Here is a 19,608-nt window from a genome sequence, read left to right as displayed (position 1 = left end):
GCTCGGTTCTCCCCCGCGGCGCCGTCGATCGGTCGTCTAGGTGTCGGCCGCACTGCGGAGCGTGAGGCCGCGTGCCGCCACCCGTGCGGCGAGCTCCTGTGACGGCCCGAGCCGATCGTCCATGGCAGCGCTGATGTAGGTGCGGCGCCCGACGGTCGTCCTGGCCGATCTGATCGTTCCCGTCCGGACCCGCGCCCCCTGCCCTTTGAGTGCGGCGGCGAGTTCCATGGCCCGGCGCTGCTGTTCGGACGGATCAATGACCAGGGTCGCCTCGAATTCGATGAGTCGGAGCTTCCGCCCGGTGTTCTGGCGAAGTCCGTCGATCCGGTGCTCGTTGGCCGTCCTCATCAGCACGGGGGAGCCCCCGACCATGAACCGCCACTCCACCCGGACCTCACTCGACATGTCGACCCTCATCTGCAAAGCCAGCTCCAGGAGCGGGTCCTCCGGGATGATCCGCTCTGTGCGCTCGGTGCTGCCGGGGTTCTCCTCCCACTTCTCGGCGAGCCTGCGGCGGGCCTGCGCCGCGTCGAATCCGTGGTCGCGCAGCAGCCTGCGCAAGTTGATCCACGGCAGGGGGATTCCGTAGAGCGTCTCTCCGTAGCCGAGCTGTGGCAGCACCGTCGGATTGGACAGGCCGATCTGCTCGGCTGCCAGCGCACGCCGGTGGGCACGCCACGGACGGGTGCTTCCGTCGTCCAGCACCACCCGGGCGCCGTCGTCAGCGGGCGGGCCCGGCTCCGGACGCCAAGCCTCGCCGCCGGGGGCGGAGCTGGCCCAGGACCCGTCGGGCAGGGGACGCCAGAGTCTGTCCCGGGAGCTGCGGCTCGGCCCCTTCTTCTCCCCCGGGACCTGCTGCCGTCGCGGCTTCGCCCCCGGCGGAAGGAACTCGGCCAGCTGCTCCAGGACCTCTTGAGGGAGATCCTCGGCGATCCGTACACCGCCCCACCCGGATACCAGGGATACCGTCCAGAGCGCACCGAGATCCTCGGCCAGCCTGACCGCCAGCCTTCCCTCCGGTCGGCCCGGCACGGCCGTGAGCAGCACCGATCCGCCCAGAACGTAGGCCGAGGAGCCCGGGAGCAGCGTGCCGTCGTTCATCACGCGCACCGATTCCCGGGACAGCACGGCGCGGACCGTGGTGGCCCCGTCGACGCTACCGATCTTGATTCCGTTGACCGTGCCGGGCCGGTCCACGGCGTTCAGCGCAGCGGCCGGCCCGGCCATACCTCCGATACCCAACAGCTCCAGGGCCTCCTCGCGGGTGTACCAACGGCCCCCCAGCTCCTGCCGTCCCCGCGCGGTCTCCAGGTCCAGGTGGAACGCGTACAGCGGCGGTTCGGGCTCTGTGTCTCGCGAAGCGGTGTGGTGGGCCAGCACGTCTTCCACGAAGTCCTCGTGATAGGCCTCGAGTACACCTTCCAGTGCCGCACGCAGCAGGTCCGCCTCGCTGAGCCCGTCACCGGCGGCTTCGCGCGCGGCCGCCAGCGCCTGGCCGACCAGGGTGTTCTTCTCCGGATCCAGGCCCCAGGTGGCACGGTGGTCCCGGAGTACCGCCTGGACGTCGGCGGTCTCCGCCGTGGCGCAGCAGTACGCCAGGAGCGCGGCCTCCGCGATCGACGGGTTCTGCCCCGCGTCCGTCTTCGGGAGCGGATCGTAGGTCGGCCCGTACAGGCAGAAGTCCGCGAACGCGGTCACGGCCTCCTGGTCCGACAGGCACGTGGCGAAGTCGAGGCATGCGTTCGTCCTGCTCGAGAGCAGGGCCAGGTCACGGTCCAGCGCTTGCCGGTCCGCTGTCTCCGGGTCGAGCCAGCCAGCCATACCCGGGCTCCTTCCTCGGGATCGCGTGGACCACTGTGTACGGCTCCCGGAGCACGTTCCCTGCGCGAACGCGCCGACCTGAGCGCAGATGTCGAAGACCGCGTTCGGGCCTGCCGGCCGGGTACGACGAGCAGGTGGCGAAGGTTTACTGACGGCATGATCGAGGACCGGCGTGTCGGGTGGCTTGAGCTGTTCTACGACCTGATGTTCGTCGCTCTGGTCGCCCAGTTGGCCCACCCGTTGGTGGGTGACCCGAGTTTCCGGGCCGCGTTGACGATGCTCGCGCTGTTCGCCCCGGTGTGGTGGGTGTGGGTGTCCTCGACCGTCTACACCAATCTGTTCGGCGAGGGCGGTGCGGAGCGCCGGGTCGCGGTCATGGGTCAGATGGCGGTCGTCCTGGTCATGGCCGCCGGGGCCGGTGATGCCGCGCACGGGCGCACCGCGCTGTTCGCCGGGTCCTACGTGGCCGTCCTGGCCGGGCTGCTGCTGGTCCGATGGCTGCTCGGCCGGCGGCATCCGCGCGGAGGCTCCAGCGCCGCGGTACTGATCTCGATGACGTGCTGGGCCGCGTCGATACCCCTGCACCCACCGCTGGTCTATCCGCTGTGGGCGGCCGGGACCGGCGTCGAGATCGCCACCGCCCTCTACCGGCGCACCGGTTCCGTGGACGTCTCCCACCTGGTGGACCGGTTCGGCGGCTTCATCATCATCGTGCTCGGCGAGGGAGTGGCGCAGTTGGTGAGCGGGCTGGTCGCCGCGCACTCCACGCCGCACTCGGTGGCGACCGCGGTCGCGGCCTTCGCGGTGCTCTGCGCGGTCTGCTGGATCTACTTCGACTTCGGCTCGACCCTCGCCGCCTCCACCCTGCGGAACCGGCCTCACGACGCGTTCGTGCTGGCCCGGCGCATCTTCATGTACGGGCACTTCCTCCCCGCCGCGGCCCTCATGACCCTGGTCGCGGGGTTGGGGACGCTGCTCGGCCGTCCGAGCCCCGGAGTGCTCTGGCTGATGTCGGCCGCTCTCATGATCTTCCTGTGCAACAACGCCTTCCTCGCCGTCACCACGGTCGGACAACAGCCTGCCCGGGTCGCCCGGTGGCTCGTGCCGTCCCTCGCCCTCCTGACGCTGGTGGGCCGACTGGGCCAGAACCTGGACCCGGCGCTTCAGGCCGCCGCCCTGTTCGCCGCCTTCACCACGCCGGCGGCGGTCAACCGTCTGGTGATCCTGCGGCCCGTTTCTCCCCGACGCGGCGCATGATGCCGCCCCGCCCCACGCCGAAGGCATGTCCCTGACCCAGCGGAACCTGACGGGCGGCGGCCCCCCGGTGGACGAGGTCGGCGAACCGTGCCCGATCTCCTGCCCTTCGGGCATCCTCGCCCGACGCCGCCACGCACGAACGTGGGACGTGGCCGACCGGGAAACCCCGGCCTGCATGCGGATGCCTGTTCACAGTCCCCCATTCGGCACTCGGCACGGAGGCGATGAGGATGTTCGATGGTCACTCGAAGGTGCGCAACGGCGCGATGTGCGCGGTGATCGCGCTGACCACTGCCGGAACCTCGCTCGCGGCGACCGCCTCGAACGCCGATGCCGCACAGGTCCCCTCGAACTCGCAGAGCTGCAAACCGGTGTCGCTCTGGGCGAACACCGGGGATCACGGCGCCCGCCTGCTGGAGTTCAACCCCGCCACGGGCGCCAAGCTGCGCGACGTCCCGCTGACACGCGTCTACGGCGACATCGCCTTCAGCTCCGACGGGAAGACCCTCTACGGGGCAGACTGGGCGTCGCCCAGCGTCCTGGCGACGATCGACCCCCGGACGGGGCAGGAGATTTCCACCATCCCGATCACCGGGCCGGCCGGAGCCGTCGGAATCATCTCCCTGACCGCTCTCCCCAACGGCTTGCTGCTGGCCGGAAGCGGCACCACCACGGTGTGGACCATCGACCCTCGGACCGGGGCGAGTGCGGCCTACGCCGACTTCCCGGCGGGGTTCTCCGCCTCCGGCGACCTGATGGTCCTAGGCGACGGCGACGTCATCTCGCTGAGGCGGTCGGCGACGGACCCGACCGCTCTGTTCCGGCTCCACCCGGACCGCACCACCACGGAGCTGGGTTCGCTCCCCGCGTCGTACGGACTCGCACAGTCCGCGGGAAGGACGTACTCCTTCACCGCCGACGGCCGCATCCTGCGTCTGAACCCGGTGCCCAGGAACTCGTCCACGCAGCCGCTGGGGTTCACGGAGGTCAAGAACACGGGGGACCAGTTCTTCGGTGCCACGTCGACCCAGAGCGCCGGTAGCTGCGATGACGGCAGGAGGCCGCTCGGAAGCGCGCTGTTCGACCTGATCCACAAGATCTTCTCGTGGATCTTCTAGACCGCTCGGTCTTCTGCACCCGCCGACCGGGACGGGATCCGCACGCCGTGCCGGACCCGCACCGGTGAGTCGGGCGGCCGCCGGGCCGGGTTCAGCCGACCTCGACGTAGGCGACGAGGACGATCGTGCCGAGCACGGTGGAGATGTAGGCGATCCGCGCACCGTCCTTGGCGTACTCCAGGACCGGGCTGTCGGGGCGCATCTGGACGCCGGCGGTCTTCGGGGACGATGCGATGGTGTTGAGGTGCGGGTCGAGCCTGGCCAGGGCCGCGTCGTCCATTTCGGCGATCTGGCGCTCGGCGACCTCGTGGAAGGTGATGACCGCGCGGCGCGGGATGCGATCAGGCAACGCGCTGCTCGCCGCCGGCCGCCGGGGCGGTCTCGATCCCGCGTTCGGACCTGATGTCCTCCCACGTACGGCAGGCGTTCAGGTCGACACCGTGCTCCGCCAGGTCGAGCAGGACGTACGCGAGGGTGGGATCCTCCAGCGCGGTGTCCCGGGCCGTTGCGCGCAGTTGCCCGGCCTCGGCAGGGTCGAACACCATTCGCATCGGTCCTCCAGAGCGTCAAGTGACGGTGCCTCAAGGGTAGCGCAGCGCCCGGGAACCGGGGACCGGTCCGGCTTCGCGAACCGTTCGGCCGCCGGAGCTTCGTTGTCCGGTCGGTTCTCCCGCGACGGGGGCGGTGACCGGCACGTCGCCCCCGTGGGGAGCGGCCCGGTAGCCGGATTTCTCCAGCAGCACGGCCGGCGCCGAGGTCACACCGTCCCAGCCGGCGGCGAACGCCGTGGCCGTCGGATGTGCCGGCCCGGCGTCCGGCCGGGTTCCGGCGGAGGAAGACCTCGGCGGCAGGGGCGGACCGAACACGGGTGATCCGGATGATCCGGCCCGCCGGCCGACGATCACGCCCTGGCGGCACAGCCGCACACGGAGGCCGGCCGCACCGGGGGCGGCGATGACCAGGCCTTCCCGCCAGCAGGGCGCACACGCCCTCGAACAGTGCACGGTGGTCACACGGGGACCCTACCGGCCGGCAGGGCGGTGCACGGCGGCAGAGACCGGGCACGCTCGGGGAGCCTCACTCGGACGGCCCGGGGCTACCCCGGCCGGTGCGGGGTCCGATAGGTGTCGGCCATGGCGGCGGCCGTCCGCGCGATCAGTGCCCTCAGCTCGGGGGGCTGCAGCACCTCCGCCTCCGCGCCGAGGCGCAGCAGCGTGCGGGCGGCGTGGTCGTGGGACTCGATCGGGATGACGACGTGGATCCGGCCGTCGGGGTCGGGCGGTCCGGCGCTCTCCAGGGCGGCGCGCGCGACGGAGGGTTCCACGAGCTCCGGCAGCTCCTTCAGGATGCCCGGCGAGAGCCGTACCAGCGCCTCGCCCTGCCGACGGCGGGCGTCGAAGTCGTCCAGCGAGGACTTCCAGTGGGTGGCCAGGTCGAAGCCGTCGGGCCGGTCGAAGTGGTCCGCGAGCACCTCGGCCCGGAGGATCTGGGAGACGCGGTAGGTGCGGACGGATTCCGGCTGTCCCGCCACCAGGTACCAGCGGCCGGCTTTGAGCACCACCCCGTAGGGCTCGACCGTGCGGACCACCTCCTGGGGCGCCTTCCAGCGGTGGTAGCGGATCCGGATGCGGCGCTGTTGCCAGAGTGCGTCGACCACGGCGGCCAGGTGTGGTGTGACGTCCGCCTCGGTGTACCAGGCGGAGGTGTCGAGGTGGAACCGCTGCTGCAGGACGCCGGTCTGCTCGCGAAGTTCGGCGGGCAGCGCGGCTGTCAGCTTGAGCTGGGCGGCGGCGAGGACGGATTCCAGGCCGAGGTCCGCGGCCGCGCCGGGCAGACCGGTCAGGAAGAGCGCCTGTGCCTCGTCGTGGGTCAGTCCGGTCAGCCGGGTCCGGTAGCCGCCGATGAGCCGGTAGCCGCCGTCGTGGCCGGGGTCCGCGTAGAGCGGGACCCCGGCGGCGCTGAGCGATTCCATGTCCCGGTACACGGTGCGGACGGACACGTCCAGCTCCTCGGCCAGCTGCCGGGCGGTCATCCGGCCACGGGTCTGGAGCAGCAACAGGACGGACAGCAGACGACTCGCACGCATGCGGAGAAGTCTGCCGTACTCCACTGACACAAGGTGTCAGTGGAGCCGGGCTACGTTCCTCCGGTCGGGCAGCGGGCCCGGCCCGTACAAGCGCAAGAGCAAGAGCAAGAGCTAAGGAAGTCGGCACTTTGAACAGCGATTCGGTCATCGAGAAGCCCGGCAGCGGGGATTTCGACTTCCTGGTGGGCACCTGGGAGGTGGCGAACCGGCGGCTCGTCACGCGACTGGCGGGCTGCACCGAGTGGGAGGAGTTCCCGGGCCGGGCGGTGTGCACGGGCACGCTGTTCGACGGGGCGGCCAATCTGGACGAGATCACCTTCCCCACCCTGGGCACCACCGGCCTGACCCTCAGGCTGTTCGACCCTGCGCACATGGAGTGGTCGTTGTACTGGGCGAGCAGCCGCACGGGCCTGCTCCAGCCGCCCGTGCGCGGCCGGTTCGGCGGCGACGGGCGGGGCGTGTTCCACGGTGACGACACCCACGACGGCGTCCCGATCCGGTGCCGCTTCGTCTGGTCGGACATCACGGCGGACTCGGCCTACTGGGAGCAGGCGTTCTCGGCCGACGGCGGTGAGAGCTGGGAGACGAACTGGACCATGTACTTCCATCGGTCCGGCGCGCCGGCGCAGGGCCCCGGTGCCGTGCTGCCGCCGGTCGGCTGACCGTCGGGGCGGATTGCGGTGCGGCGGCGGAGCCGGGGGGCTCCCGCCGCCGCGGGCCCGGAAAGGGCGGGCCCTGCGGCTGTGGGGGTGCCGGGGGGTCAGGTGCGGCGGATGGTGACGCGGTCGATCTCCGCGCCGAACTGGTTGACGCCGCGTACCACGAGTTCCGGGGTGCGCCCGTGCCCGCCGGGGTCGACGTCCACGGCGAGCAGGGCGTAGCCGGTGTAGCGCACGCGGGACCATTCGACGGTCTCGGCGGTCTTGCCGCCGGCCGGGTTGTGGGTGGTGGAGGTGACTGAGTCCACATCGTGGACGGCACCCTGGTAGCTGTCGGGGACGTCGAAGTTGTAGTGCGAGTCGCCCGCGCAGCCGGCGACGATGTAGGTGGTGCCGTGGGTCGTGGTGGTGACGGTGGATCCGATGGGGGCCTTGGCGGTGGCGCGGCCGGCCTTGAGGGGGTCGGTGCGTTCGTAGAGGTGGTTGTGACCGTTGATGACGAGGTCGACGGCGTACTGGTCGAACAGGGGTCCCCAGGTGCCGCGCACGCCGTCGTCGGACGAGTGGGCGGGGGCGGTGCAGTACCCGCAGTGGTGGAAGTAGGCGACGACGAAGTCGATGTTCTCGTCGGCCCGGAAGGCGGCCAGCCGGCGGGTGAGCCACCTGGTCTGGGCGCCTGCGGTGTAGCCGAGGCTGGCGGCCTGCTCGTAGGCGACGTCGTTGGCGTCCAGGGCGAGGAAGGCGACGTTGCCGTGGGTGAAGGAGTAGTAGGTCGTCTGCTCGGCGTCCGGCAGGGCGAAGCGCTCGCGGTAGCCGCCGTAGCCGTCGCCGGAGTACCAGGGTTCGAGCTCGTGGTTGCCGACCACCGCCTGCCAGGGCAGGGATGCGGAGACGAAGTCGTTCAGCTGGAAGTAGGTGTCCCAGGCGCGGGGGTCGAAGCCCCAGTCGGTGACGTGTCCCACGCCGTTGCCGTTGGCGTAGGACAGGTCTCCGGCGATCAGGTGGAAGGCGGGGGCCTGGCGGCGGATCGCGGCCGTCATCGCGAGGCTGTCGACGTTGACGTCCTGGTCCCCGAAGGCGGTGAAGGTGTACTTCTCGCGCCCGGCGGGGGCGGTCCTGAAGGACGCGGGGCCGCCGAGCTCCGGGTGGGCGGCCGGGTCGTAGCCGTCGTGGCCGACCGTGTAGAAGTACGTGCGGCCGGGGGTGAGGTGATCGATCCGGGCGGTGAGGTAGTACTGCTCGAGATCGGTCGGGTGCACGGGCGGCAGGCCGTTGCGCGGCCCGGTGAACGACTCGTACGGCGTCCTGAGGACGGACAGCCGGGCCGGGATGCGCTGGCCCAGGTCGGTGGGGGAACAGCCGATCCGGACGAACGGGCGGTCCACCAGGGCGGGGACCTGCCAGGTCACGGACATCGACGTTCTGGGGTCGGGTCCGTAGGCGAGGTGGCGCCCGAACGGTATGACGGACGCCCCCGCCCTGCGCTCCGCCTTCCCCAGCAGCCCGCCGGTGTTCGGCGCGGGCGCGGGGGCCGCCGACGCCGACCCGGTCCCCACCGAGGCACCTGCCACCAGTGCACCCGCGCCCGCGAGGCCGCCGCGGATCAGAGCCCGCCGGGACGTGACACTGCGGAACCACTCGTGCTGCTCGGCCATGCTCAGGCGCTCGACGGCCTCGTGCGGCATACGCTGAATGTCCATGTCGTGGACATTACAAGTCATGGCTTGCCGGCGGGTGACGCGAGCCTGGCACCGTGCGGCCGGCAGATGAACGGCCGCCCCGCACCGTCGGATTCCCCGCGAATGCCTCGAACAGGCCGACGGGTCCGAACGGCCTCAGGGACGGAGGTTGCTCAGTTCGATGAGGTTGCCGTCGGGGTCGCGCACGTAGACGCTGTCGATGGGTCCGGTGGCCCCGGTGCGCTCGACAGGGCCCTCCTCGACCGGCACACCGTGCGCGGCGAGCTCGGCGACCACCTGGTCGAGGGGTTGATCGACGATCAGACACAGGTCGGCGCTGCCGGGGGCGGGCCGGGCGGCCTTGGGTTCGAACTCGGCACCGGCCTGATGAAGGTTGATCTTGCTGTGGCCGAACGTCAGAGCTCGGCGCCCGCCACGGAAGGCCGTCTCTTCCATGCCGAGGACCTTCGTATAGAAGTCCACCGTGGCGTCGATGTCCCGCACCGTCAGGACGAGGTGGTCAAGCCGGTCGATCCGCATGGCAGCGGTCTCCTTCGGTCAGGTCGCGGTCACCGGCGCACGGGCGGGCCGCGCATCCGGACGAGCAGATGGGCTCCGGGGCGCCGCCGGCCGGTTCGGCCGGGGCGGCTTCCCGCGACGGAGCGTATCGAACACCGGACTCCAGGGCCGCTTCGCGGGGTCGGCGAGGAAGGCCGGGAGGTCGGCGGCGAGAAATCGCACCTGCGAAACCGGCCACGGCCACGGGCACTCCGACGGAGCCCAGGCCCAGCCGGGCCCGGTCACCCGGCCTGCCCCCGGATCCTCGTATTCCTGCGCGAAAGTCCACCCACATACACCCGCTCCGCCCCCGCCCGTGCACTGAACTTATGACTGGCCCCGCGCGCCTCGGACATCGCCGGAAGTCGAGATGCAGCGATCCGCAGAACGGAAAAGGAGATTCCAAAATGGAGTCAACGGGCAGTCGAGGGAGCCCATTCTCACCCGGCGCCGGCCGCACACCAGCTATGATAAAGACGGCCTGCTCGTATACAGTCGGATCCGGCGGAAAGGCCAGAACAGATGTCGGCAGACGACATGCGCGAACTCGTAAGACTCCACTCCGACCGGGAGACCGCTCTCGATCTGGAGGGGACTCTCGCCACCCTCGTCGGGCGCCCCGTCTACGAGTTCCACCCGGCCCGGCTGAGGCTGGAGGGCAGGGAAAAGGTCGAACGGTTCTACCGCGAGCACTTCGACAACTTCTTCCCACTGATCGAATCCCACACCCCCGTCGGCGAGTGCTGGGATGCGCAGAGCGCCTGCATGGAGTACGACCTGAGGCTGAAGCCGCCGTACGACTCGAAGGTCTACCGCATCATGGTCGTCCTCACCCGGGAAGGGCGGCTCCTGAAAGGCGAGAGGTTCTACGTGGACGAGGAACTCGCCCGGCTGATGGCAGGAGCGAGCTACCACGACTTCGTCGCGTTCTAGGGCGCCGTTGCCTGCCCCGGGCCCCTCGTGGGAGAGCATGACGGTATGAGGATTTCGAGCCCCTCCTTCGATGACGGCGGGTGGATCCCCGTCGAGCACTCCATCGACGGTGGCGAGTCCCTGGTGCCGCTGGAGTTCGACGCCGTGCCCACCGCGGCCGCGAGTCTGGCTCTGGTGGTGCACGATCCCGATGTACCCCGGGACCGGCGGCCGGACGGGAATTTCGACCACTGGGTGGTGTGGAACATCCCGGCAGGACAGCGCCGCATGTCCGGGACGGACAGCGGGCAGGCCGGAGTGGTGGGGATCACCTCCAGGGGTACCAACACCTGGATCGGACCGGCACCACCGCCCGGTGACGGCCCTCACCGCTACTACTTCACCCTCTACGCCCTCGACACCGGCCTGGACCTGCCGCCCTCCGCGGGGCGCGCGGAACTGGAACGGGCGGTCGAGGACCACGTACTGGCGAAGGCCGTCCTGATGGGCCGGTACCAGCGGGATTGACCGGCCACCGCGGCGGGGCCCGGCTGCCCGCTCCGTTCACACCGGCTCCGGGCAGCCGGCCCGCGGCCGTCGCGGGACTGGTCAACGGGGTGGCCGTCGGGTTTCCCCTGCTGGCGGGCGTGGCGGCCGGTGACTCCGAGGCGGGCGCGCTGGCGTGCCTGGGCGCCTATGTGGCGGCTTTCACCAACAAGGGCGGCCCCCGCCGGCAACGGACCACCGGGCTGGTCGTGGCCGGTGCGGTCAACGCGCTCGCCTTCGGGGTCGGGGAACTGGTGACCGGCCTGTTCCCCCTCGCGCTGGCCCTGCTGGCGGTGCTGGTCTTCCTCGCCGCGATGGGGCCTGCGGTCCACGGGACGGTGACCCGCCTTGGCACCATGCCGGCGACGGCCCTGCTCGCCGGAGCCGGGCAGAGTGCCTCGGGCACGTCCGGCGCCTCGCGGGCGGCGCTCCTCGTCCTGGCCGGCGGACTCTGGTACGCCGCCGCCACCGGCCTGCTCACCCCCGCACCCCGCCTGCGCGGCGTCCTGGCCACCGCCGCCCGGCCCTACCTGGAAGTCAGCCGTCACCTGGCCCGGCTCGCCGTCGGCAGCGATGAGACCGGCGCCGGCCACGGACACGCCTCGGTCACCGCGCTGCGCCGTGCCGAACAGGCCGTCCGGGACCTGCGCGGCCCCGGCGGCGACGAACAGCTGGCCCACACCTTGGAACCGCTGCTGCGCCAGGCATCCGCACTGGTCGATCTGACCGCCGCGCTCGCCGCCACCGGCGCCCCGCCCCGGGCCGTCATCGGTGCCTTCACCACGGCCACCGAGGCCCTGGCCGAACGGAGCGCGACCGTTGCCGGTCTGCTCACCCACCCCCGCCGCGCAGTGGCCCCGCCACCGGGCTCGGCCGACTCGATGACGGCGTTCGTCCTCGCCTGCGACGACCTGCGCTCCGACGCGACCACCGGACGAGGGCCCTACGCCGAGGCGGCCAGGGCCGGACGCCAACGCCGGCTGCTGGACCGCATCCGCGCCGCCGCCGACACCGCGCACCGTCAGGCCCTCGCCCTGCGCCACGCGGCTCCCGCCCGGCTCCACCCCGGTCCCGCCCGGCAGGACCGCTTCGACGCGGCCCGCCTGCGGACGGCCATGACGCCCGGCTCCTCCACCTTCCGCCACGCACTGCGCGTCACCGCCGTCTGCACCTCCGTCTTCACCCTGGTCTGGGCGGCCCGCCTGCCGCACGGCGAGTGGGCGAGCCTCGCCGTCCTGAGAGTTCTGCGGCCCCAGTACGGCGCCACCGTCGAACGCGCCGGCCAGCGCATCACCGGCACCGTGATCGGTGGAACCTGCGCCGCGCTGCTCATCGCGGGAGTCGAGGAACCCGCGGTCCTCGCGGTCGTACTGTTCGTCGTGATCAGTGCGGGCTTCGCCCTCAGACCCGTCAACTACGCGTTCTGGGTCGTCTTCGGCACCCCCTTGGTACTGCTGATCGGTGACGTGGCGCAGCCCGGTGACTGGGGATCTGCCCTGGAGCGGATCGCCATGACCGTCCTCGGCAGCACGGCAGCGCTCGTCGGCGGCTATCTGCTGTGGCCCGACTGGGAACACGACCGGCTCGGCGCACGGGCCGCCGAGGCGACACGGGCGGTCGCCTCCTACCTGGGCGCGGTGGTGGAAGAGCTGGGCCGTTCCCGCGATCCGTCCGCCGATCAGGCACGCCGCCGGGCCGAAGGCGTCCTGGCCGAGGCCGAGACGTCACTGCGGCGGGCACGGCGGGAGCCGGCGCACGACCCCGCGGCGGTGGCGGAGGTCTCGGCCGCCGTCGAGACCCTGGCCACGCTCATGGCACGCCTGACCGCCCTCACGGCGCACGGCACCCGGCGGGCGGCGCTCGTGCCCGGCCTCGACGACTACCGTGTGCACGCTCCCGCGGCCCTGACCGCGGCCCGGCCCGAGGAGCGGGCCGGACACGTGGCAGCCCTGACCGATGCCCTCGACGTCATGCGGCTGCACCTCGACCGGCTGCACGCCCAGCGCACGCGCGAGCTGCCGGCGCATCGGCAGGAGGACACTCCCGTCCGCAGGACGATCCGTGAGCACGGCCCCGTCATCGAGCTCCTCACGGCGATGCAGCCCTGCATCGAACGCCTTTCACGGGTCCGGTACCGGCAGGAGTCTTGATCGGGCTCCCCCGTGAACCTTTCCGAGGCAGATTTGAACCACTCCCCCACTGCCAGGCTTCCCGCCATTTCTGTTCCATATTTCCATGCAGGATGAGGATCCGCGGTTCCCCGACCTTGTAATCGGAGAGCGCACTGAGTGCCGCCAGGGGGGACTTGAGATCAGCATAGGGTCCCAGCCCACTCCGACAGACCCTGGCCGGCTCGGCTCCACCCAGAATGAATTTTCCGGCCCCACCGATCCCCTGTTCCAGCATCACCTGTGCGTAACCCTCACGGACGCCCGGAGCGGAGCAGCACCGCCCGGCATCGCCGGGTCCGAAGCTTTCCATGCGATTCGGCTTGTTCTGGCGAAAACGGCACAGGAGTTCACTCCACGGCCGGCTACCGGACCGAACTCCGACTGCAGATCACGGCCTCTCGGACAGGGACCCATAGATTTCCGGTTCAATATGCGAACGATCTGAATCGCCTGTACAACCCGCTCCCGTACCCCGTTCCGCCACGCTCGTCCTGTTCGGGGCGTTCCGCCTCATCGGTTCCTGCCGCCGCGCCCTGCACGGTGCGCGTCAGGGCTTCGGCGTGGCCGGATGGCGTCCGGTTCGTGGCCTCCGGTGCGGCGGCACAGCCTCGACCGGATCTCGGCGTCCGGCGCCCGTCGTCGCAACCCGCAGGACGGACGGCTCGAACGCTTCTCCGGACTCACCTCGTCTGGCATGCTCATTGCTGGCGTCCGGACGCTACGGGAACCGGGCCAGCACTTCGCGATCAGCCCTGCCGTGTCCCTCTTCGCCACGCATCGCCGCCCGTGCTCCCCGTCGCCCGGTGAACCCTGCCGCGGCCTCCACAGGCATCGGACGGCGCGACGCCCGCCGCCAGGGCTCAGGCCCCGGGCCGGCATCAGAACGATCCGGCTCGGCGCCGACGAACCACCGAACTCCCGATCACGACAGTCCGGCCGGTCCCCACCGGATTCCGGAGCCGCTCACCCTCATCGGGTAAGGAGTCTCACGTGGCTGCCCCCCCTTCGCAGAACCGACTCACCGCACGTCCCCTTCGACGGCTGGTCCGGCCGCTCGTCGCGGTCGGCACGGTGGTGGCGCTGGGCCTGATCCCCACCGCGCCGTCCTCCGCCGCCGACCTTCCCTGGGCCCCGAGTTACTCCTCGGGGTCGTTCAACAGCGTGACCGCCGTGAGCAACCCCGACTGGATGAACCAGCTGCCCGACGCCACCGGCCTCGGCCAGATGTCGATCCCCGGCACCCATGACACCCTGGCCATCCACGGCGGCATCGCGCCGTGGTACTGGCAGACCCAGGAGAACCACGGCGACAGCGCCGACACCCTCACCGCGCAGCTCAACGCGGGCATCCGCGCCATCGACATCCGGGTGCGGGTCGTCAACAGCGGCACCGCGTTCGCCGTCCACCACACCAACGTCTACGAGCACGCCAACTTCGACGACGTCCTGGCCAAGGCCCGGACGTTCCTGGCCGCCCACCCGGGCGAGACCGTCCTGATGAAGCTGGCCGGGGAGTGCGGGTCGGGGCCCGAGACCATCGGCCAGTGCGTGAACGACCCGCCGAGCACCACGCTCGACGACGAAGCCCGGATCTTCCAGAGCTACATCGCCCGTTACCCCGGCCTGTTCTGGGCGCCTTCGGTCACCGGCACCGCCGCGGCGCAGTCCCCCACGCTCGGCCAGGTCCGGGGCCGGATCGTGCTGGAGTCGTTCAACGGCGCCCACCAGCCCGCCTACGGTCTGGCCGGGCTCGACACGGGTAACATCTCCTGGACCGAGTGCAACCTCGACACCCGCTGGGGACTGCTCAAGGCGCGGCTGGACCAGCTGGAGACCGGTTCGGGCAACACGGTCGCCACCACCGGCCTCTCCGCCAGCTGTCCCCCGTTCGGTGCGACCTACGCCGATGTGGCCGGCGGCTCGATGGGCCGTCAGGGCATGAACCAGCGCCTGTTGGACTACCTGCGCGCCACCACCGGCAACACCGGCATCATCGAGATGGACTGGCCCGGCGGGCAGTTGGTCGGCACCATCATCGAGCGCAACGTCCTGCGCCGCTACCAGCTGTGGTCGTCCACCCGGAATCCGAACGGCTCCTGGACGCAGTCCGCCGCCGTGCCGGGTGTCGAGGGACGGTCGGTGTTCACCTCCGTCGGGCCTCCCGTCACCTCGCTGCACGCCCAGGCGGTCGCGGGCCTTCCCGACAACCGGGCGCAGATCGTCGCGGTCGGCACGGCGGGCGGGTTGTGGACGGCGACCCGGAACACGGCAGGTGCCGTGGGAGCCTGGCAGGCTCTGGACACGCCCGGGGCCCAGACCCCGACGAACGTCGCGGTGACCGGCCTGCTCGACGGCAGCGCACTGATCGCGGCCGTCACCCCGGACCACGGCGTCTACGTCGAAACCCGGCGCGTCGACGGCACGGTCGGCGGGTTCCAGCCGGTTCCGGGGCAGAGCCCGGGCAGCAACTGGTCGGGCAACGCCGTCGCCCTGGCCGCGATGCCCGACGGCAGCACCCAGGTGATCTCGATCGGCCGCGCCGACGGGACCGTGTACCTCTGCGTGCGGAAGGCCGACGGCTCCTGGGGCGGCTGGAGCCAGGTGCCCGGTTTCAACGGCGAGAAGAGCTTCCTGGCCCACGATCTGGCGATCGCCGCGCTGCCGGACGGCTCGTCACAGATCGTCGCGCTGGGTCCGGACAACCTGGTCTACCACCAGGCCCGTTCGGCGTCCGGTGCCTACACCGGGTTCGCCCGGATGGGCGGTTACGGAGGTGCCTCGATCTTCTCGGCCACCTCCGTGAGCATCGCGGGCATGTCCGACGGATCGTCACAGGTCGTCGCCGTCGGCGTCACCGGGTTCGTCTATCACGACGCCCGGAACCTCGACGGAAGCTGGACCGGGTGGGCACCCATCGCGGGCCCCTTCGGCTCCGCCTACACCGCGGGGAGCCCGGTCAGCATCACCGCGCTTCCCAACAGGCAGAGCGTCGTACTGACCACCGCGTACAGCGCAGCCTGACCGTGCCCGGCATCGGGTGATCGGCGGAGTCCTCGGGGCCCGGGTCACGACCCGGGCCCCGAGTCCGTTCCCGGACGCCGACCTGTCATGCACTCCCCCACGTTCGTTCAATACTTAAATACATTTCAAGATCACACCGTTCACCTACGCCCAGAAAGGATTGTCACTCTCAGGCGTTGAACGGTTACGATCTACTTCAACTCTGCCGCATGAGCCGGAATTTGCAGCTCACGGTCTACACCACTTCCAACCGGGCTGGCTGACTGCTACAGTCCAGAGATAGACAGACCGTTCTGTCTACTTCTTCGAGAAGTGGAACGGCCGAGGCGAGGAGATCGCAAGAAGTGAAGGCAGCATTTATCCAACAGTACGGTCCCATCGAGGACGTGGTCGAGGTCGGCGAGCAGCCGGCACCCCCCGTCCGCCCTCATGACGTACTGATCGAGGTCCACTCGGCCGGCGTCAATCCGATCGACTACATCGTCGCGTCCGGGGCGATGCGTGGCCTCATGGACATGCCCTTGCCCATGATTCTCGGGAACGACGCCTCGGGCGTCGTCGTCGAGGTCGGAGAGGACGTCGTCCGCTTCGCCGTCGGGGACGAGGTCTTCACCCGGGTGGATCCGCGCCGCCCCGGGACCTTCGCCCAGTACGTGGCCGTTCCCGAGTCCTATGTCGCCCTGATGCCCCACGACACCACCTTCGAGGAAGCCGCCTCCCTCCCGCTCGCCGCGTTGACCGCCTGGCAAGGGCTGGTCGAGAGGGCCGAGGTGAACGCCGGGGACCGGGTACTGGTCCACGCCGGAGCAGGCGGGGTGGGCTCACTGGCCATTCAGCTGGCCAAGCAGCGGGGAGCCACCGTCGCCACCACCGTCTCCGCCGACAGCGTGCAGCAGGCCCTCGACCACGGGGCCGACGAGGTGATCGACTACCGCAGCCAGAACCTCGCGGAGACCGGAGCCGACTTCGACGTCGTCCTCGACACGGTGGGCGGACAGACCCAGGAGCAGTCCCTCGCCGTCATCAAGCCCGGCGGGCTGCTGCTGTCCGTGCTTCCCCTCGCTCCGGCCACCCTGGAACAGGCGGCGGCACGGGACCTGCGGGTCGAGCCCTACTTCATGCGCCCTGAAGGCGACCACCTCGCGGACATCGCGGAGCTGGTCAGCGTCGGCGCACTGAAGCCGTACGTCGGCCGACGGTACTCCCTGGACCGTACCAAGGACGCTCTCCTGTTCAGCGCGTCGCGGCGGGCGCGGGGGAAGATCGTCATACAGGTCGCGTAGCACGCTGCCCCGGCACCCCGGGTGCCCCTGAAAACTCAACGACTCGAACGATCTGCCGCAAAGAAAGGCCCCACCCGCATGAGCTCCTGGTCCCTAGAGATTCGCAACAAGATCGCCACGCTGACCTTCCGTCGGCTCCCGGACAACCAGATCGACCTCGAGTCGTTGACGGAGCTGTCGTCCCACCTGGAAGACCTGGCCGGACGCACGGACGAGGCGAGCGTCGTCGTACTGGCCGGCGGCATCGACGGGATCTTCATCAAGCACGCGGACCTGTCGATCCTCCAGCGGAAGGCCGCCGGACTGGCGACGGCCGAGGAGGAGGAGATCTGGCCGCGCGCCCTCGGCCTGCTCGAATCGATCCCCCAGCCGACGGTGGCGGCCATCGACGGCCAGGCCTGGGGCGGCGGTCTCGAAACGGCACTGGCCTGTACGCTGCGCATCGCGTCCGACCGTTCGCACTTCAGCCAGCCGGAGATCCGCAACGGCATCATTCCGGGCGGCGGCGGGACCCAGCGCCTCCCCCGGCTGATCGGCAACGGCCCGGCCGCCGACCTCATCCTCACCGGACGAGCGGTCACGGCAGAGGAGGCGCATCGGCTGGGCATCGTCAACGCGGTCCTGCCGAGCGGTGGATTCGCCCTGCGGGCCGCGGACTGGTGCGCCGACCTGACCCGCAATCCGGCTCCCGCCCTGTTCGCCGCGAAGCGGGCCGTCCTGGACGGACGCGCGCTCCCCCTGGCCGAAGGCCTCGCACTGGAGCACCGCCTGTTCGACGGGACCATCACCACCAGCGTCTTCGCCCAGCGGTGAGAAGAGACTCGGCCACGGCGGGCACCATGCCGCCGACCACATGGAGGGCATGCCGTGAACCAGTTCCACCAGGGCACCGTCGTCGGGCAGTCCCTTGACCTTCAGGCAGCCCGCGACTGCGACGGCTGTATGGGCTGGGCGACGTTGGTCGCCCCCGGCGGCCGAGGCCTCGTCCTGTGCGGCAAGTGCCAGGAGCCCACAGAACCGTCCACCGTTCCCACGCCTCGCGACGGTGCGCACGGCGGCCCGACACTCCGCCAGGCGTACCCGGCACCGCCCCTGTGGATCTGGTGAGCCGTCCGCCGCGCAGCGGGGGGCGCGGCGGCCTCTGTGGTCGCCACCGGGCCGGACGGGTCCGGCCCATCCACGGCGGATCGGAAGCCCTCCGAGGTCATCGCTGACCGGCCTGCCGCCAACGGACGCCGCGCAGAGCGAACTTGGCCGCCATCGGCACCCGGCGGCGCTTCTTCGGCCGCCGCCGGGCCGAAACGGTCGACCGATCGGCTCTGCGCGGACGGAGGACGAAGAAGTCGCACAGGACGTAGTTCGCCGATACCCCGGCCGTCACCCCCAGACCGTAGATGACCGTGAAGGTCAGGAAATCCCGGACCGCGACGACCACAGCCGTGTCGAGCGCCAGGCCGATTCCGACGGTCACCGCCAACACCGGCCAGCGAACCCGTTTCCGTTCCCGGGGGACGTCGTAGTCCCGCCAGGTCACAGGGACCTGTACCCCGAACGCCAGCGAGGCGGCGGCGAGGTAGGCGGCGCTGCCGGCGATCGCCTCACCGACACCGGCCCGGGTCAGTGACAGCGCCGCGGCGGCCCCGGCAGCCAGGTACACCGTCCCCACCAGGGAGATCCCCAGCAGAAGCTTCTTCCGGCGGCGCCGCCGGGCAGCGGGCGTAGGCGGCGGCCAGGGACCGGGGTGCGGGTTGGCACGCCTGGTCCCCGGATCGACCGCAGCCGGTCGGCCACGGTTGCCGGCTCCTCCCGGCGGACGTCCAATGCCAAGTCTCATACCCGATTCCCTTTCCGTGCGCGGCCTCTCGCGCAGCACGACGCGATTGTCAGTGCCAGGTTCCGCTCCCGCGGCTGTCGAGAGGTGCCCGCCCGTACCGCCCGGCAGGCACCCGTGGCCGACCCCGCCAAAGGGTGTCGGAAGCGCAGGGCTCGGACGCCGCACACCGAGCGGACCTCTCCACACCCCCGCCTGCCCCGAAGGGAAGCCCGCGGCGGCGACCGCCCCGACCAGACTGGAGCCAACCGGTACACGTCGGATCGGAAGGATCTCGCAGATGGCACAGTCACGTCGCTCATGGTGGGTGCAGCCCCGGGCGGAACGGGCACCCGGCCGCATCGGCCGGTGGTGGCGCGCGGTCTCCGCGGCCTGCGGGACGGCCTGGGCGGCGGTCACCACACCGCTGCGCGCCGCCGCACTGAGCCGGTGGGTCGTCGCGTCCGGCCCTCCTCCGGGGCACCCGGAGAGGCTCGTCCCCGATCAGCCGCCGACGCCTACCGAGCGGGAACTGTGGGCGCAGCTCGCCGGTATTCCGGTGCGCGTCCGTGATCCGCACCCGTGGCAGGGATGATCTGTACGGCGTGCGTTCCGCGCGGGGGCCCGGCGGGTCTGCGGCCGGCGCCCGTGGGGAGCCGTGGCTCCTGTCCCGGGCCGGCCGCCCGG

General features: G+C 71.0%; 17 protein-coding genes. 10 read left to right on the top strand and 7 right to left on the bottom strand.

Going from position 1 to position 19,608, the window contains the following annotated elements; genetic code table 11:
• Window positions 1-36: 36 nt before the first annotated feature.
• Entirely contained in the window at window positions 37-2,058 is a 2,022-nt protein-coding gene (locus AA75_RS14205; protein WP_149038125.1) for a hypothetical protein, read from the bottom strand.
• On the opposite strand from AA75_RS14205, the gene AA75_RS14200 reads away from it, so the two are divergent.
• The gene (locus AA75_RS14200; RefSeq protein WP_033820344.1) at window positions 1,978-3,078 is read left to right on the top strand and encodes a low temperature requirement protein A; all 1,101 of its coding nucleotides are present in this window, start codon (window positions 1,978-1,980) and stop codon (window positions 3,076-3,078) included. The genes AA75_RS14205 and AA75_RS14200 overlap by 81 nt on opposite strands.
• A gap of 230 nt (window positions 3,079-3,308) precedes the next feature.
• Window positions 3,309-4,196 (top strand): hypothetical protein, encoded by an 888-nt coding sequence (locus AA75_RS14195; RefSeq protein WP_033820343.1) that lies wholly within the window; start codon window positions 3,309-3,311, stop codon window positions 4,194-4,196.
• Window positions 4,197-4,287: 91 nt separating this feature from the next.
• On the opposite strand, the gene AA75_RS14190 is transcribed toward AA75_RS14195, so the two are convergent.
• From AA75_RS14190 to AA75_RS14180, 3 genes are all read right to left on the bottom strand, one after another.
• On the bottom strand, window positions 4,288-4,545 hold the full coding sequence (locus tag AA75_RS14190) for a hypothetical protein (RefSeq protein ID WP_033820342.1): 258 nt from the start codon (window positions 4,543-4,545) through the stop codon (window positions 4,288-4,290).
• Window positions 4,538-4,741, bottom strand: a complete 204-nt coding sequence (locus tag AA75_RS14185) for a hypothetical protein (RefSeq protein ID WP_033820341.1) — start codon at window positions 4,739-4,741, stop codon at window positions 4,538-4,540. The genes AA75_RS14190 and AA75_RS14185 overlap by 8 nt, the downstream gene beginning before the upstream one ends.
• 551 nt (window positions 4,742-5,292) lie before the next feature.
• The gene (locus tag AA75_RS14180; RefSeq protein ID WP_033820340.1) at window positions 5,293-6,282 is read right to left on the bottom strand and encodes a YafY family protein; all 990 of its coding nucleotides are present in this window, start codon (window positions 6,280-6,282) and stop codon (window positions 5,293-5,295) included.
• 128 nt (window positions 6,283-6,410) lie between these two features.
• Between AA75_RS14180 and AA75_RS14175 the strand changes: the two genes are divergently transcribed.
• The gene (locus AA75_RS14175; RefSeq protein WP_233289018.1) at window positions 6,411-6,944 is read left to right on the top strand and encodes a hypothetical protein; all 534 of its coding nucleotides are present in this window, start codon (window positions 6,411-6,413) and stop codon (window positions 6,942-6,944) included.
• A gap of 98 nt (window positions 6,945-7,042) precedes the next feature.
• Here AA75_RS14175 and AA75_RS14170 read toward each other — a convergent pair whose 3' ends face one another.
• Together AA75_RS14170 and AA75_RS14165 are read right to left on the bottom strand one after the other, a co-directional pair.
• Window positions 7,043-8,641, bottom strand: a complete 1,599-nt coding sequence (locus AA75_RS14170; RefSeq protein WP_033820339.1) for a metallophosphoesterase family protein — start codon at window positions 8,639-8,641, stop codon at window positions 7,043-7,045.
• Window positions 8,642-8,776: 135 nt separating this feature from the next.
• Window positions 8,777-9,160 carry a VOC family protein gene (locus tag AA75_RS14165; protein WP_033820338.1) on the bottom strand — a complete coding sequence of 128 codons (384 nt, stop codon included), beginning with the start codon at window positions 9,158-9,160 and terminating at the stop codon, window positions 8,777-8,779.
• 540 nt (window positions 9,161-9,700) lie between these two features.
• On the opposite strand from AA75_RS14165, the gene AA75_RS14160 reads away from it, so the two are divergent.
• The 6 genes from AA75_RS14160 to AA75_RS14135 all read left to right on the top strand — a co-directional run bounded on the left by AA75_RS14160 (window position 9,701) and on the right by AA75_RS14135 (window position 17,924).
• On the top strand, window positions 9,701-10,111 hold the full coding sequence (locus tag AA75_RS14160; RefSeq protein ID WP_033820337.1) for a hypothetical protein: 411 nt from the start codon (window positions 9,701-9,703) through the stop codon (window positions 10,109-10,111).
• A gap of 45 nt (window positions 10,112-10,156) precedes the next feature.
• A complete protein-coding gene (locus tag AA75_RS14155; RefSeq protein ID WP_033820336.1) occupies window positions 10,157-10,618 on the top strand; it encodes a YbhB/YbcL family Raf kinase inhibitor-like protein in 462 nt (153 codons plus the stop codon).
• Between the two features lie 89 nt (window positions 10,619-10,707).
• Complete coding sequence (locus AA75_RS14150; RefSeq protein ID WP_149038124.1) at window positions 10,708-12,786, top strand: FUSC family protein; 2,079 nt, start codon at window positions 10,708-10,710, stop codon at window positions 12,784-12,786.
• Between the two features lie 1,011 nt (window positions 12,787-13,797).
• Complete coding sequence (locus tag AA75_RS14145) at window positions 13,798-15,828, top strand: phosphatidylinositol-specific phospholipase C domain-containing protein (RefSeq protein WP_051812346.1); 2,031 nt, start codon at window positions 13,798-13,800, stop codon at window positions 15,826-15,828.
• A gap of 344 nt (window positions 15,829-16,172) precedes the next feature.
• Window positions 16,173-17,111 carry an NADP-dependent oxidoreductase gene (locus tag AA75_RS14140; RefSeq protein ID WP_033820334.1) on the top strand — a complete coding sequence of 313 codons (939 nt, stop codon included), beginning with the start codon at window positions 16,173-16,175 and terminating at the stop codon, window positions 17,109-17,111.
• A gap of 78 nt (window positions 17,112-17,189) precedes the next feature.
• On the top strand, window positions 17,190-17,924 hold the full coding sequence (locus tag AA75_RS14135; protein WP_033820333.1) for an enoyl-CoA hydratase/isomerase family protein: 735 nt from the start codon (window positions 17,190-17,192) through the stop codon (window positions 17,922-17,924).
• Between the two features lie 391 nt (window positions 17,925-18,315).
• On the opposite strand, the gene AA75_RS14125 is transcribed toward AA75_RS14135, so the two are convergent.
• On the bottom strand, window positions 18,316-18,984 hold the full coding sequence (locus AA75_RS14125; RefSeq protein WP_149038123.1) for a GtrA family protein: 669 nt from the start codon (window positions 18,982-18,984) through the stop codon (window positions 18,316-18,318).
• Here AA75_RS14125 and AA75_RS53975 point away from each other — a divergent pair.
• The gene (locus tag AA75_RS53975; protein ID WP_368666563.1) at window positions 18,932-19,516 is read left to right on the top strand and encodes a DUF6059 family protein; all 585 of its coding nucleotides are present in this window, start codon (window positions 18,932-18,934) and stop codon (window positions 19,514-19,516) included. The genes AA75_RS14125 and AA75_RS53975 overlap by 53 nt on opposite strands.
• Window positions 19,517-19,608: the final 92 nt, after the last annotated feature.

Origin of the sequence: Kitasatospora sp. MBT63 (assembly GCF_000710465.2) — a bacterium.
Lineage (GTDB): Bacteria > Actinomycetota > Actinomycetes > Streptomycetales > Streptomycetaceae > Kitasatospora.
Note: the sequence above shows the minus strand (reverse complement) of the source record. Positions and strands in the feature narration are given on the sequence as shown.

Excerpts from the sequence above, each read along its gene's own strand:
- AA75_RS14170 (WP_033820339.1), bottom strand. The coding sequence starts at position 8,641 with ATGGACATTCAGCGTATGCCGCACGAGGCCGTCGAGCGCCTGAGCATG.
- AA75_RS14165 (WP_033820338.1), bottom strand. The coding sequence starts at position 9,160 with ATGCGGATCGACCGGCTTGACCACCTCGTCCTGACGGTGCGGGACATC.
- AA75_RS14155 (WP_033820336.1), top strand. The coding sequence starts at position 10,157 with ATGAGGATTTCGAGCCCCTCCTTCGATGACGGCGGGTGGATCCCCGTC.
- AA75_RS53975 (WP_368666563.1), top strand. The coding sequence starts at position 18,932 with ATGCCAAGTCTCATACCCGATTCCCTTTCCGTGCGCGGCCTCTCGCGC.
- AA75_RS14135 (WP_033820333.1), top strand. The coding sequence starts at position 17,190 with ATGAGCTCCTGGTCCCTAGAGATTCGCAACAAGATCGCCACGCTGACC.
- AA75_RS14200 (WP_033820344.1), top strand. The coding sequence starts at position 1,978 with ATGATCGAGGACCGGCGTGTCGGGTGGCTTGAGCTGTTCTACGACCTG.
- AA75_RS14180 (WP_033820340.1), bottom strand. The coding sequence starts at position 6,282 with ATGCGTGCGAGTCGTCTGCTGTCCGTCCTGTTGCTGCTCCAGACCCGT.
- AA75_RS14195 (WP_033820343.1), top strand. The coding sequence starts at position 3,309 with ATGTTCGATGGTCACTCGAAGGTGCGCAACGGCGCGATGTGCGCGGTG.
- AA75_RS14160 (WP_033820337.1), top strand. The coding sequence starts at position 9,701 with ATGTCGGCAGACGACATGCGCGAACTCGTAAGACTCCACTCCGACCGG.
- AA75_RS14185 (WP_033820341.1), bottom strand. The coding sequence starts at position 4,741 with ATGGTGTTCGACCCTGCCGAGGCCGGGCAACTGCGCGCAACGGCCCGG.